General features: G+C 44.8%; 9 protein-coding genes. All 9 read left to right on the top strand.

Going from position 1 to position 15,486, the window contains the following annotated elements; all coding sequences use genetic code 11:
* Positions 1-11: 11 nt before the first annotated feature.
* Entirely contained in the window at positions 12-3,629 is a 3,618-nt protein-coding gene (locus tag HW115_RS08310) for a hypothetical protein (protein WP_178932161.1), read from the top strand.
* A gap of 21 nt (positions 3,630-3,650) precedes the next feature.
* A complete protein-coding gene (locus HW115_RS08305) occupies positions 3,651-4,352 on the top strand; it encodes a hypothetical protein (protein WP_178932160.1) in 702 nt (233 codons plus the stop codon).
* A gap of 433 nt (positions 4,353-4,785) precedes the next feature.
* Positions 4,786-5,718: a glycoside hydrolase family 43 protein gene (locus HW115_RS08300; protein ID WP_178932159.1), complete on the top strand. Its 933-nt coding sequence runs from the start codon at positions 4,786-4,788 to the stop codon at positions 5,716-5,718.
* Positions 5,719-5,742: 24 nt separating this feature from the next.
* Positions 5,743-6,585, top strand: a complete 843-nt coding sequence (locus HW115_RS08295) for a sugar phosphate isomerase/epimerase family protein (protein ID WP_227021378.1) — start codon at positions 5,743-5,745, stop codon at positions 6,583-6,585.
* Positions 6,582-10,466, top strand: coding sequence for a PVC-type heme-binding CxxCH protein (locus tag HW115_RS08290; RefSeq protein WP_178932158.1), 3,885 nt, complete (start codon positions 6,582-6,584; stop codon positions 10,464-10,466). The genes HW115_RS08295 and HW115_RS08290 overlap by 4 nt, the downstream gene beginning before the upstream one ends.
* A 111-nt stretch (positions 10,467-10,577) precedes the next feature.
* On the top strand, positions 10,578-11,957 hold the full coding sequence (locus HW115_RS08285; protein WP_178932157.1) for an arylsulfatase: 1,380 nt from the start codon (positions 10,578-10,580) through the stop codon (positions 11,955-11,957).
* Positions 11,954-13,384 (top strand): sialate O-acetylesterase, encoded by a 1,431-nt coding sequence (locus HW115_RS08280; RefSeq protein ID WP_178932156.1) that lies wholly within the window; start codon positions 11,954-11,956, stop codon positions 13,382-13,384. Before HW115_RS08285 ends, HW115_RS08280 begins: the two co-directional genes overlap by 4 nt.
* A 78-nt stretch (positions 13,385-13,462) precedes the next feature.
* Positions 13,463-14,434 carry a glycoside hydrolase family protein gene (locus HW115_RS08275; protein ID WP_178932155.1) on the top strand — a complete coding sequence of 324 codons (972 nt, stop codon included), beginning with the start codon at positions 13,463-13,465 and terminating at the stop codon, positions 14,432-14,434.
* 205 nt (positions 14,435-14,639) lie between these two features.
* Positions 14,640-14,954, top strand: a complete 315-nt coding sequence (locus HW115_RS08270) for a potassium channel family protein (RefSeq protein ID WP_178932154.1) — start codon at positions 14,640-14,642, stop codon at positions 14,952-14,954.
* Positions 14,955-15,486 lie beyond the last annotated feature (532 nt).

Raw genomic sequence — 15,486 nt, 5'->3', positions numbered from 1 at the left:
TCTCACGCATCATGAAAAATAGCAAACATTTGGAAAGATCGAATGGCGGGTTTGCTTTAATAGCTACCGTCAGTGTGATGGTTCTATTAGTAATGATCGCCCTTGCCATGTTGAGCCTCTCCTCAGTGGAATTAAGAGCCTCGAATCATCAAGCTGCTCAATATGAGGCGAAAGCGAATGCACGCATGGCCTTGATGTTAGCGATAGGAGAGCTTCAGAAGACTCTGGGGGTGGATCGGGCAGTTACAGCGAGGGCATCATTTGTTGATATGAACTCAGCTCAGCCAAATGCATTAGGTGTATGGGACTCATGGCGCTGGCAGCCATCTTTGTCTGGCAGTCCAAACTATAGTGAAAAGGCTGATGGGTTTCAACAGTGGCTGAAATCCACAAAAAAACATGAAGATCAAGCTGATCCAGATATGGTGAACTCGGATCTTGCTGGTGATTTTGGTGATGACTGGCAATGGGTAGTGAATCCAGATACCTTGGGGCCATTAAATCGTTCGCCATCAGAATTATACTCTGATCCCGGAGTCAAAGTTGAGCTTGTGAATGTGGATGGTAATCGTTCCGGTGGAAGTTATGGCTGGGCTGTAATGGACCAAAGTATGGCGGCCAGTATTAGGCTCAATAAGAAAGATCAGGTAGGTAGTGCTGTTGGACCAAGTATTATCAACCGTGTTGCACCAGCAAGAGTGCGTGTAGATGCATTATCTCCTAAGTTGAGTGGTTTAGATCATCAAAAGGCAAGTGTTACCATGGGAAATTCTGTGTTGTTGACTGGTCCAGATGGGCGGCAAGAGATCACGGGGAGGTTACACGATTTGACTGAATCCTCGCTCGGTGTTCTCTGCGATGTAGCCCGCGGTGGATTAAAAGTCGACTTAAGTTCTGTTTTTGAGTCATCCATTGCGCCCTCTTCGCTTTTGACCGATGTCAGGGGGGTGGATACCACTGATGAACTATACTTTGAGGACCAAGGAAGCCCTCGATGGAGTAGTCTTAAAAGTTATTATGAACTCTACAAACGTGTCCAAAACGTAGCGAATAAACAACCTCAGGTGACGTTGGATGAGTCCGATTATACACCATTTGCATCTAAGGAGGAATACGAAGAATTTGCAGATGCGCCGGATCGGGTCAGGCTTCTTCCGGTGATTTCAAAAGTTCAAATGGTATTTTCGATGGTATCTCATGAGCTGCTAACCGCGGGGCGAAAGAATTTCTATGATGTTAGCGGAAACCCAAGGGGTCATCAAAACTATGGTGTTCCAATGCTCTGTTATGATCCAGTGGTTACACTACATAATCCTTACGACGTAGAAATAAGGATGCCCTACATGAGGGTCCGGATTTGGGATCCACCGGTGGTTTTTCGATTTAAGAAAAATGATGCCTATGTGAGGACGGATTTTGAATATGGTAGATTCAGCGGTCTTGCCATGTTTCAGCTTGAGCAACAAGGAAACCCTTTTGCCCGCAAATACTTTAATTTGATTTTGTCAGAGAAGGATACTGGTGATCAGCCTGGAGAACAGATCATTCTTAAACCTGGTGAGGTAAAGGTATTCTCGCCCTATGTAGAAGATGATTGGACATGGGGTCTGGAAGTCGCAGGTTATCAGGGGGACACTTTTGAGCCGCGTGCTTTTTTCGATACTGAAACAGCAATGTATGTGACAGAAAAAGATTTTCGCAAGCAATATGGTCCACTCGGTGAAATGGGGGTTCATTGTGTTCCTGGCTGGAATACCCGAGCAGGGCTCTGTACCGATCACTTAGGCCAATTAAATAGTAGACCACAAGCTACGGTTTACCCTTTTGAAAGAGGTTACTATGCCAGATGTGGTTGGTTTGGCATGAAAAAATCGGATACTTTTACAGTCGAAGTGAAACCAGGTAAACGCCTAGGTGCGGGACGTGGACCTGACTTCATGGTGGATGTTCTGTCAGGCAATGAGGTTTCACATGATGAAGATTTGTTACGCCGGTTTGAATTTAAGTTTTCTGATGTTGAGACGGAGTTAAGTCAGACCCCTGATGAGCCAGTCATAGAACGTGAATTTAGAGTAGGGGATTTATTTCAGAGCAACGACGATAATACCCCTGGAGGAAAGAGTCCTTTTGCTATATTGACGATGACTGCAAAAACGACTGTTGATGAAGAGAACTCAACAAAACCTTGGTTGTATAATAATCATGTTGTTGAAGGCGGAATACAGAATTCAGCCAATGTAGGTATGATTCATCAGAGCTACGACGTACAGTTGCGAGAGATGAGTAGCTTCAGTGATTTTCCCGGTATTGAAATCGACCCTCAGACAAACAGAGGTTTCTACGGCGCAAGTGCCACGGCAGCTAAAGGTGTATCTCATGTTCCTATGCACCGCCTTCCTCTGGGGCCTTGTGCTTCCATGGGGGAGCTATTACATTCCAACATAGTTAGCGGCCGAACTCTACCCCGAGTGACCCATCCCTTTGGCAATTCATATGCCCCCCCCATGGTTGAGTCTTCGAAGGTTGCCTCATCAGGAGGTGAGGTATCATTTAATCACGCTTATCTTGATCATTCCTACTTGCTCAATGATCTACTTTGGGACGGGTACTATTTTTCCTCTATCGTGGATCAGACTGCTGACTATGCAGGACAGCAACGGTCCCGAGAAGAGGTCTTGACCGAACTTGTTGAAGGTAAAGGTAAAACTCTAAATAGACGTCTTGTGGCCGCGCCCTCTTTAAGTATGGATGTGTCACAAAGAGTAACTGAAGTTCTAGAGTCAGACGTTCGTGCATCAAGAGGTCTTTCTGCTGAATTAATGGTTTCCGGAATGTTTAATGTAAATTCCGATTCGGTAGATGCATGGAGGGCCATATTAATGTCACTCCGAGACGAGGCTGTGACTGGTTGGTCGAATCGATCGTATGAAATGTATGATCGTACTGCTTTTCCCAGAATGGGCCTTCCCCTTGCGGGAGATCCAGACGTAGGGAATCAACCACCTGCTGATCTGGCTGGTGCCATCCGCTGGGCAGGGTTCCGCACGTTAGATGATGGTGAAATCAAATTGCTTGCTGAGAGTATCGTGATTGAGCTGCGACTTCGTGGTGAAAGAGATAAGGCTCCTTTCCAAAGTCTTGGTGAATTTGTTAATCGAAGAATTGGCAATGCAAGTGGTCTTCATGCACTCTCGGGAGTGCTGCAGAAAGCTATTGATCGTTCTGGAATTAATGGTTTAACAGCGGATGATTCAATCGAGGTCAATCTACAGAAAATAGCAAATCATGATAAAATAGGCCTCAAAAATACAGATGCTCTGGAAGGCCAAAGTGGAGAAGGATCTCCCGTTGCGATCACTCAGGCCGATTTGTTGGGCCCGTTATCGAGTGTGATCTCAGTGCGCGGAGATACCTTCAAAATACGCACATACGGTGACTCTCGAAACAGTGAGGGGGATGTTGTTGCGCGTGCATGGTGTGAAGCTACAGTACAGCGCCTACCTCAATTTGTGGATTCATCAGATCACCCATCTACTCCAATCACTCAACTGTCGAGTAGTGTTAACGAGAGGTTTGGCCGTCGGTTTGTGATTACTCATTTCCGATGGCTTTCTGCGGATGAAATTTGATCAATAATAATTCTAACTATTATGAAACGAACGTATATATTACTATGCTTGATTTTCTTTATTTGTAAGCCTTCCTTGGTTGCTGAGAGTGAAAAACCAATAAGAGTTGTTTCGGTAAGGTGTTTGATGTTTTGCCAAGCTCGTGATTTTCGTGAAGTTTACTTGCATGATCCTCTAGCTGACCCCGGAGTTGCTGGTATCAAAGCAAAGTTTAAAAAATACTTAAATCATGAACGTTTCATGCTCAGTCTCAAGGGGAATCTAGTGACTGTATGTAAAGAGCCGTTACTCGAAGACCCTAGTGACAAAGCCTTGCTTCAAGTGAAAATACCTCTGAGTTTTAAAAGAGCCCTTATTGTCGTATTTCCTGGGAAAACCAAGGAGGCTGCACATCGAGCCTTGGTCTTAGATGATTCCATCGAGAGTTTTCCTAAAGGGGCCGTCAAGTGTGTGAATCTTAGTAAAAATCTTATGCGCTTAACTCTTGAAGGTAAGTCGTTAAAAATTAAAGCAGGTAAGACAAAAGTTATCACTAATCCTCCTGTCAACAAAACAAATCACAGCAGTATGTATGCTCATTGTTTCATCGGTAATGAATGGCACCGTGTGGGTGCTGGATTATGGCCCCACCCTGGGAACAAGCGTGTGTATGAGTTTTTCTATCACGACACGGAGAGCGGAAGAATGAAGCTGAAGGGCTTTAAGGATATATCACCCGAGTAGCTCAGCAAAGATCATAGGTAGTAACGGTTGCATGTGCCAACCAATAAAGGGGGATTCCTATTACACTTGTTAGTGTTCGCTGTGCCCTTTCGGCTACAGCAACAGTAAAAAAAAACCGCTCACAGCAAAGGGAGCGGGTTTGAAATGATAATTCGGTTCAATTGGCGTGCGACACGTGTACGATTGTCTGTAAAATTTGTGGCGGCATTATCTCACTCCATAGAATATGTCCGGATTTTTGCGTATGGCTCTTCAGTTGGCAATTTTTCTCGATCATCATAACGACCACCACGAGACGGGCTATTCTCTAGGGGGTCTTTACTGTAAACCTGAAGCTGTATTGTAAGTGCCTCAATAAGGTTATTATTCTGCAGGATCTCTTAGGGATACTGAACTAGTATTACACCAATTTAACACTTTAACCATTTTTTTTATGACATTTAGACGTATTATATTAAGCATCGGAGCAATATCCATGTTTTCCGCAGCGCAGGCGGAAAATTACCTTTTAGCCTATTTCAAAGGGAATGGCGAAGACGGTTTGCATTTAGCTTCGAGCACAGATGCTCTGCACTGGAATGCGCTCAACGGTGATCGCTCATTTTTAACTCCGAAGGTAGGTGGGAAGTTGATGAGAGATCCTTCAATCGTGAAAGGACCGGATGGTGTTTTTCATATGGTTTGGACAAGTAGTTGGAAAGAGCAAGGGATAGGTATTGCACACTCCAAGGATCTGGTCAACTGGTCTGAGCAGTCATTTCTTCCTGTGATGAAACATGAACCAACGACCCGTAATTGTTGGGCCCCAGAAATTCTGTGGGATGATGAAACGAAAGAGTATTTGATTTATTGGTCTTCAACTATTCCAGATCGCTTCCCTAAAACTCAAAAAAGCTGTGAGAAAGGGTACGATCACCGGACCTATGCTGTAACGACAAAAGACTTTAAAACCTACAGTGATACCAAGTTATTTTATGAACCGGGATTTAGCGTAATTGACCCGTTAATTCGTAAAGTTGGTGATCAATGGGTTATGATCTTAAAAGATGAAACTCGATACCCGAAAGCCCAGAAAAATCTACGTGTAGCGACGGCAAATAATTTGCAAGGGCCGTGGAAGACAGAGGTGAAAGCCTTTACCCCAAGCTGGGTCGAGGGGCCAATGCCAATCGAGGTAGGCGGCCAATGGATCGTTTATTACGATATGTATCGTGCTCACAAGTTTGGAGCAATGCGGACGAAAGATTTTAAGAAATGGGAAGATATTAGTAAACTTATTAAGTTACCTAAGGGAGCTCGACACGGCTGTATCATTAAAGTGCCAGAAGCGGTCATTAAGGAGATCAAAGCGAAGACGGCTCAGTAATTAGCATCTAAAACAATTTTTCGTATGATGGATTTCTCAATGAATATGCTCCTGTGGACGACTCAGGTCACAGAAGAACACTTTCCCCTGTTCGGGCAATTAAAAAATTTAGGGTATACCTCGGTGGAAGTCCCAATATCCGAAGGGAATGCCGAATATTATCGTGTAATGGCTCAGAAAATCAGGGAGGCAGGGCTGAGCTGTAGCACTGTGACAGCTATGTCTGTGGATAAAGACCCTGCTAGCCCTGATCCGGTCGTCAGAGCAGCAGCAGAAGATCACTTGAAATGGGTTGTCGACATGACCGTAGAGCTAGGTGCCCATCTCTTAGTGGGACCACTTTTTGCAGCTCATGGTTATTTTGATAATCCTTCTACGGTTGAAGAAGCCCGGATGAACTCGGCCAAGGTATTAAAGAAGGTGGCCCAGTATGCAGCTTCAAGAGGAGTTTCTTTGAGTATCGAATTTTTGAATCGATTTGAAATCAAACTACTCAATTGCTGCGAAGACTGTGCTTCCTATCTAGAGCTTATTAATGAAGAAAATGTAGGAATTCTGTATGATTCTCATCATGCAAACATTGAGGAAAAATCGATTGAAGAGGCGTTCACGCTATATGGCCATTTGTTTAACCATATTCATTTTTCTGAGAGCAATCGCGCGACATTAGGAGAAGGCCAAGTTGATTGGTCATCTACTACCAAGGCATTGAAAGGTTTGGGTTACAAAGGGGGGATTGCGATTGAGGCCTTTGCTTCTGATGTAGAAGGTTTTTCAGAAGTTGCCCATGTATGGCGCAACTTGTTTAGCGATAAAATTCAGCTTTGTGAGCAATCGATTAACTTTGCAAAAAAAATAACAGCATGAAAATACACTCCTTATTGCTAATACTCTTTTGCCTTTCAGCCTGGCATCTTTCTGCCGCGGAGAAAAAAAAGATCATATTTATCGCTGGTGCAGACAGTCATGCCCACGGGGCGCATGAGTTTCTAGCGGGGTTTACTCTACTCAAGAATAAACTGGAGGAAGCCATGGGGGATCAACTCGATATTATTCTTGTTGAGAATGATTGGCCTAAAAACGAAAATATTTTTAAAAATGCAGCCGCCACAGTCATCTATTCTGACGGGCTGAAACGTCACCCTCTGAATAACAGATTTCAGAAGATGGATGAGCTTGTTTCTCGTGGCATGGGGCTTGCAGTGATGCACTTCGCCTGTGACGTCGCCCCTGGTGAAAAGGGGGATATGTTTAAGAAATGGATTGGGGGGCATTATGAGACACGCTTTTCAACCAATCCTCATTGGGTATGTGATGCGCTATTGAATAAAGAACATGAAATTTGTTCAGGCTGCAAAGGCTTCAAGCTGAAAGATGAGTGGTATTATAATATGCGATGGTCTGACACTCTGAAGCATACGGCCGTACTTCAAGGAATTCCTGACGAAGCTGCGCGCTCTGGTAAGACAAGTTCACCTCGTGGTGCTATGAAGCATATTGTCGATGCCGCAGGCCAAAAAGAAACACTTCTTTGGTGTGTTGAACGTCCTGACGGTGGTCGAGGTTTCGGTTTTACCGGTGGCCATTATCATGCAAACTGGCAGAATGATGAGTTCCGTAAATTGATTCTCAATGCAATCGTTTGGTTGGCTAAAATCAAAGTGCCTAAGGATGGAGTTGTGACAAAGACACCCACCAAGGAAGAGATGCACTTCAACACTAAACTCGAACGCAAACAGCGGAAACAGAGCAATCAGAACAAAAAAATAAATAGCAGTAATGCTCTGTTTCGGAGTAAGACGCTCACCAAAGATGAGACGGTTGATATCACGGTTGATATCAAGGGTAAGAAAAACCTAGTTCTGATTGTTGATGAGGCAACGGGAGGTCTCAATTATGACCATGCTAATTGGATCAACCCCAGACTCATTGGACCGAAAGGAGAGTTAGCCCTTACGAAATTAAGGTGGCTTTCAGCTGACGCCGGATATGGCCAAGTTAGAGTTGCTAAGAGCTCAGGAAATACAGATATCGAGTTAAGTGGTCGCAAGATTAGAAACTCGATTGGGACTCATGCCCATTCAACGATTGTTTATGAGATACCTAAGGGCTACCACACATTCAAAGCTACCGGGGCACTATCACCAACATCAGGAGGAAAAGGTTCAGTTGTCTTTGAAGTCGATGATAAAACACCGAAAAAAATCTTAAGTTTGCCGCCTGAAAGTTTTAACGTTGAAGGTGATCTGGAAGTTACAGTCTGGGCCCAATCTCCCATGTTCTATAACCCAACCAATATGGATGTCGATGCCAAGGGTAGAATCTGGGTGGCAGAAGGTGTTCAATATCGAGTTTTTAAAAACAAAAAAATGGATGTAAAGCATCCAGAAGGGGACCGTATTATGGTGCTCACAGACACTGATAACGATGGCAAGGCTGACAAGAGCCATTGTTTTGTTCAAGATAAGGCACTTGTAGCTCCTCTTGGAGTCGCAGTCATAGGGAACCGGGTGATTGTTTCACAGCCACCGTCATTGATCATGTACACGGATGTGGATGGTAATGCGAGATTCGATCCTGCCATCGATAAGCGAAAGAGTTTTCTGACCGGCTTTAGCGGTAAGGATCACGATCACAGCCTCCACTCAGTTACGTTTGGACCAGATGGGGAGTATTACTTCAATCAAGGGAATGCTGGATACTCAGAGGTGAAGGATAAGAGTGGTAAAGTGATCCGTGTTGGGTCCTCCTACACAGGCGGCGTGAAGAACAAAACTGGAGAAATCTCTGATGATGGTTTTATGTATGTTGGTGGTTTCGCTTGTCGCGCAAAGCCTGATGGGACAGGTCTTACTGTGATAGGACATAACTTCCGGAATAGCTATGAGCAGACAGTCAGCTCCTATGGTGATGTGTTTCAAAATGACAATGATGACCCACCAGCATGCCGTACGACTTGGCTAATGGAATACGGTAATGCAGGCTTCTCTTCCGCAGATGGCACCCGTAGTTGGAAGGCTGACCGCCGTCCTGGACAGAGTACCCAAATTGCTGAATGGAGGCAAGAAGACCCAGGGACTCTCCCGGCCGGAGATGTCTATGGTGGAGGAGCACCTACAGGAATCGCTTTTTACGAAAATGGAGCCCTAGGCCCGGCATACGAAGGTCTGATTTTGAGTGCCGAATCGGCAAATAGAGAGATCCTCGGCTATTACCCAGCTCCTAGAGGGGCAGGGTTTACACTGGAGAATTTCAGCTTCTTTAACAGCCATAAAAAAAGTTCCAAATCACTTTGGTTCCGTCCATCCGATGTCGCCGTCGGAGCTGATGGCGCGATTTATGTGGCTGATTGGTTTGACCCAGCAGTGGGGGGGCACAAGATGGCTGATGCAACTGGTAGTGGCACGATTTACCGAATTGCACCCAAGGGATTCAAGCCACATAATCCTGAATTCGATTTAAAATCGATAGAGGGGATGGTCCAAGCGCTCAAGAGTCCAGCCGTGAACGTCAGGGCGCTAGGGTTCATTGCTCTGAAAGATGCTGGAGCCAAGGCTGTACCAGCTCTCAAGAAGATGCTGACCGCAGATAATCATTATTTCAGAGCAAGGGCTACTTGGCTTTTAAGCCAAATTAACGATGACGGAAAAAAAGCAGTCGAAGCCCTACTCGATAGCTCTGATGTCCAAACCCGTATTGTCGCTTTCCGCGCACTTCGTAGAGAGCGATATAAGTTTTACGAGCTTTGTGAAAAACTTGTGGATGATAAATCTCCCGCGGTTCGACGTGAAGTCGCACTGGCGATGCGTAACGAGAGCTTCCAAAAGAGTAAGGCAATTTTAACTCGAATTGCAGAACAATATGACGGTGAAGACCGCTGGTATTTGGAAGCATTTGGAACAGGTTGCGCCAAGAAGGAACAACAAATGTATGCTCTGTTGCGTTCAAAAATTGGAGCTCCAGCTCTAGAGTGGGACGATCGCTTTGAAGGTATCGCATGGAGACTCCACCAGCCTGCTGCAGTGGCCGATTTTCGCAAGCGCGCGATGTCGACACAATTAAGTTTAACGGCTCGCAAGCGGATGCTGACAGCCATGGCGTTTGCTGACTCCAAGGCCGCTGCACTAGCAATGCTTGAAATGGCACTCGTCGGTCCCGAAGATACCAAAAGAGATGCAAGTTGGTGGGTTAAGAACAAGAGTTATTCAAGCTGGAAGTCATATAACCTAATGGCGAAACTAAAGAGCAATGAGGTGCCTAAAGAGGCCTTTGACCTATCTAAGCACTTGAGCGCAGACAACGGAACTCTGCCATCTATCGACAAACTGCTTAAGCTGAAAGGCAACGTTGCTAATGGAGAGAAACTGTTTCATGGTAGAGCCATTTGTTCTAGTTGCCACCAGCTTGGAGACAAAGGAACAGATCTAGGGCCAAACTTAACCGGGATCGGTAAGAAATTTGACGGCTCCGCCTTACTGGACTCAATGATCAATCCATCCTCTGCGATTTCATTTGGCTTTGAAACGGTCACGGTAGAAAAGAAAGATGGCACAACATTGTCTGGTTTTCTGGTGGTCGATGCCGACCCTTTATTAATCAAGGATCTAGGTGGTAACGACCATGCCATTGCAGTGAAAGACATCAAGAAGCGCGAGAACATGAAAAACTCAATCATGCCTTCAGTTAAAAACTTGGGCCTTCAGGCTCAAGATGTCACAGATCTTCTTGAATACCTCAAGAAAAACTAAATGGCACCTATCATAGATCATTATTATGGTGAAACTAATCTATTTGTTTCATATTCTTGCGTGAGTCTCAAATAGAGTTGGTTTTTAACATTTTACATCAACAACCTCTTGATGAAATTTAGCCAAATCATATTTGCCGCCCTTACCATTGGGGCTGTGAACCTCGTCGCAGAAGAACAAACAACCAAGCCTAATGTGATCTACATTCTCGCTGATGACCTTGGCTACGGCGACTTAGGATGTTATGGTCAGAAAATACTTACTACTCCCAATCTGGATGGGCTAGCTGCCTCAGGAATGCGCTTCACGCGTAATTACAGCGGTTCAACCGTCTGTGCTCCTTCACGCTGTACTTTGCTGACAGGAAAACACACTGGCCACTCTACGATTCGTGGCAATAACCATGTCCTACTCAAGGAGTCAGATGTAACCATTGCCGATCTCTTTAAAAAAGCGGGTTACGTCACTGGTAACTTTGGCAAATGGGGAGTGGGTCACCCACCTGAACCAACGAATCCAAACAAACATGGATTCGATGAGTTTTTTGGCTATGTAAATATGTTCCATGCACACAATTTTTATCCTGAATTTCTCATTCATAATGGTAAAGAAGTTGCGCTCGATAACGTGTTATTGGATCGTTATCAAAAGTTGCCCGAGGAACACCGAGGCAGCGGTGTCGCTAAAGCCGCCAAGCAATATGCTCCTGATTTGATCCGTGAAAAGATGTTTAAATTCATCGATACTCATCACAAGAAGCCATTCTTTCTGCTCTACACACCCAATACACCTCATGCCAATAATGAAGGCGAGCGGCATGGTCGAGGAATGGAAGTTCCAAACTATGGACCATACGAAAACGAGACGTGGCCAATACAGGAAAAAGGTTTTGCTAAAATGATGCTAGATCTGGATAACGACATTAAAAGAATCAGAGAGGCGCTAACGAAGTATGGCATAGACACAAACACGCTCATTATCTTTTCCTCTGACAATGGGCCTCACCATGAGGGGGGACATGATGTGAAGTTCTTCAACTCGAATGGAGACAAACGAGGCTATAAAAGGGATTTGTTCGAAGGGGGCGTCCGCGTCCCTATGATCGCTTACTGGCCTGGTAAAATACCATCAGGAACGGTAAACAATAGCATTGTCGCTTTTCAAGATTTACTTCCGACTGTCGCTGAGATTGCCCGTGTTGATTGCCCTGAAACTGATGGTCAGTCCATGCTCCCCGCTCTGTTGGGTGAGAAATTAAACGACTCCTCTAGAACTTTATATTGGGATTTTCCTGAGCGTAAAACTCAGGCTCTTTTAAAGGGGGATTTGAAACTCATACGTTTTAAACGAGGAAATGAATATCAACTCTTCGACCTCGAAAAAGACCCGGGAGAATCCCAAAATATCATCTCACAATTTCCTGAAGTAGTAGAAGAACTTAAAAAGACAATGTTCTCAATTCCTGATGATAAATCTAAATTTCTAAAATGAATCCATTGCTCAAAGTTCATCAATCAATGAAAATAAAAATTTATTATTTTATCCTGCTCTCACTGCTTGGAGGTTCACTCAGTGCTGAAATTACGCTGCCTAAGTTTTTTGCAGACCACATGGTCCTGCAACGTAATAAGCCAATCAACATCTGGGGCTCAGCAGATGTAGGTGAAAGTGTTAGTGTTCAATTGGGTAAGTTGAAAGCACAAACAAAGGCTGACTCAGAAGGAGCGTGGAGGATTGTTTTACCCTCCCAAGAGGCGCAGGCCGTTGGTCGGAATCTTGTTGTTAAAGGGAGCAATACGATCACCTTAAAAAACGTGCTTATTGGTGAAGTCTGGCTCTGTGCAGGACAATCCAACATGGAGATGCCAATCAACAATAACAAGGACTGCGCTGAGATTATGGCAAAATCTACCAACGACCAGATTCGGTTATCATCGGTGATTGTCGGAATGAGCGACAGTCCTCAGAAGGATGTGTTCAAATTCAACACATGGCGTGCTGCAAGTCCTGAGGGGCTACAGTGTGGTGTCCTGCCGAAGCGATATATCAGTGCCGTTGCGTATTGCTTTGCGATTGAAATGCAGGCTGAACTTCAATGCCCAGTAGGTATCATAGTGGCCGCACTGGGAGGCACGCGTATCGAACCTTGGACGCCGGAATCAGGCCTCGAAGAACTTGATGTGCCAATTCCAGGCAACAGTCGAAGACTCCATAAGAATAATCGATCAGTCCTATATAATGCCATGATTCACCCATTGGCTGGTATGTCTTTATCAGGATTCGTCTGGTATCAGGGGGAGAACAATATTGGCGATGGTCACCACTACACTTCAAAAATGCAGGCGATGGTAAAACACTGGCGAAAGAATTGGGGAGAGAAATTGCCGTTCTATTTTGTTCAAATAGCACCATTCAAATACCGTAAACATGAGCGAACCGCATTGCCTGAACTATGGCAGGCTCAAGAACAGGCAAGTGAATTGATACCAGATGCTCATATGGCGGTCATCAATGATCTCGGCGAGTTTAGCAATGTGCACCCACAGAATAAACCTCAAGTGGCACATCGACTGGCACTGCTTGCGCGGAAATATAGTTTCAAAGAAGATCTCATTGCCGATGCTCCTAAGGTCAAAAAAATCATGCGTAAAGGTAAGGCCATCGAGCTTCATTTCAGCAACGCTGGTAAAGGCCTCAAGCTTAAGACCAACACTCTAAACATCTTTGAGGTGGCTGGTGAAGATGAAGTTTATTCTCCAGCGACAGCTTCGATCATTGGAGTTGACAATATCCTCGTGCAATCGAGCTCGGTCGAAAAAATCAAATTTGTTCGATACGCTTGGAGCGATACCCCGACGGTTAACCTATACAATTCGAACAATTTGCCCGCTGGGTCCTTTAAGAAAGCCGTTGATTAAGCACAGCCTTGCCGGTTTTTTACAAAGCCACTCGAATTAAACGAAGTATTCATCCTCATCATTGAGCCCATGTCACTCATGAACAATAAATTGATTCCAACTCTCTTACTAACGGCTTTCTTGGCTGTAACGGTAACAGCCCAGCCTCAAGCTGTGGTAGCATCTAAAACTGCCTGTGAAACAAATGCTGACAAAGCAGCGCCGAAAACAGCTTACCTGATGGCTTATTTTGTCAATAAAGGGCAACGACTGTTGTGGGCAACGAGCCGGGATGCCAAGAACTGGACCTCGCTTGATGCCGATATGCCGCATTGGAAACATCAATTTGTAAGAGACCCTTACATTAGAAAAGTCAAGGGACTCTATCATATGGTTCATACCACAGGCATGAGCGGTGTAACTCTAGCGCATTGGACATCCTCGGACCTGATTAACTGGACAGGTGGGGTTATACAAGTGATGCCTAAAAAACGAGGACAAAAATGCTGGGCTCCGGAGTTTGTTTGGTGTGGGGAAGAGCAGCTTTTTTATGTCCATTGGTCATCCAACCATCCGACAGAAAAGCGTATGGTGATGCACTATACCAAGACCAAGGACTTCAAAAACATCAATCCGGAGGACTCCCAAATCTACTACGATCATGGCAAACACTGCATTGACCTGACCATTGAAAAATACAAAGGCTTATATTATGGGTTCCATCAAGTGGGGCAATGGCGAATTCCCAATCCTCAAGGCAATCTTATGGTAACATCGAAGAGCCTGAACCCGGCCGTAGAACGCTTTGATCATGCTGGAGAAGGAAAGGATGTATTCCCCAATCAGCAACATCCCACAGAGGCTGTGGCAGGGATCAAACTCATTGAGGGTGACAAGTGGTATTTCTACGCAGACCCGAACAAACACAAAATACTTGACCTGCAGGCATGGGAAACGTCGGATTTTAAGACCTTTAAGGAAATAGAAATTGACGTGCCTAAAGGAGCCAAACACTGCTCTATGATTCAAATAACTGAAAAGGAGCTGAAAAGGCTGCAAGAGCTTAAATAAGTAAAGGACCGCCATCGCATAGCATCATCTCAACGAGGTTCGTGACCTAGCTGCTTGCTATTCGTAGAATTGTTATACTGTTAATTAAATGATTCTTTAGGGAACCTTGAGGTGTTTGTAATAGTCGATTAGGAGAAACCTGTTGCTCTAATTGGATTTCTTGGCATTTTCTAATTCTTAAAATTTTAATTTATAGAGTTTACGTATGGAGGTTACATTTTACTTTATTCATTTGTTCGGGGTTGCCTTGATTGTGTTGAGCCCTGTATTGCTGTTTTTATTGATGATCATTATTTTGCTGGGATTATTTGTTGGACGCATCGAGAAATGGAGAACATCAGATGCTATCTATTTTGCGTTTATTACTGCTACAACGGTTGGTTATGGTGATCTGAAGCCTGATCAGTCTATTTCAAAAATGGCGGCCATAGTGATTGCATTAGTTGGAATAGTGCTCACAGGCATCATTGTGGCAGTAGGTCTGTATTCTGTTGATGCGGCTCTGAATTCAACACGATAGAGGGCAAATATTGGCCCAATTGCGCAGGGTTAACGACGCCGAACTGCTGGTGTTGTCCCGGGCTCTGAAGTGTGAAGTGCAGGATTTTTACCCGGTGAAAGTGATTATTATTTTGAGTGTGCGGATGGTGAGTTGGAAGCGGGTGTGTCTGTATTTGGCTTGCAGGGCGTCGCTAAGGTGCGCGGGCTCGAAAATTGATCGGCTGGTACCGGGCGTATACATGGCGTCTCAGAAGGCGTTTATGGGCTGTTTATGGGCGTTGTTCGTCTCTGCTACGTGGAAGGCAAGGCTGTCGCCGGCACGCAATACTGAGCGCGGTTCCGTGCAGTTTGATGCAGCGTAGTCGATGTTGTCAGTGGGCATTTTACTAGATCAATGCCTTGGGTCTCGGTTCACAGCACACGACAAAAAATAATGTTAGTTTTTTAATATAAGGTATTGACACAGAAAGAGGTGCCGCAAAATAGGGGTGACCTTTTTCAAAAACATCCAAAGTACGCTTGCTGATGGTCTTAGCTGGAATAAAGCTCGT

The sequence above is a fragment of the Oceaniferula marina genome (assembly GCF_013391475.1).
Taxonomy (GTDB): domain Bacteria; phylum Verrucomicrobiota; class Verrucomicrobiia; order Verrucomicrobiales; family Akkermansiaceae; genus Oceaniferula; species Oceaniferula marina.
This window is presented reverse-complemented; position numbering and strand designations above follow the sequence as displayed.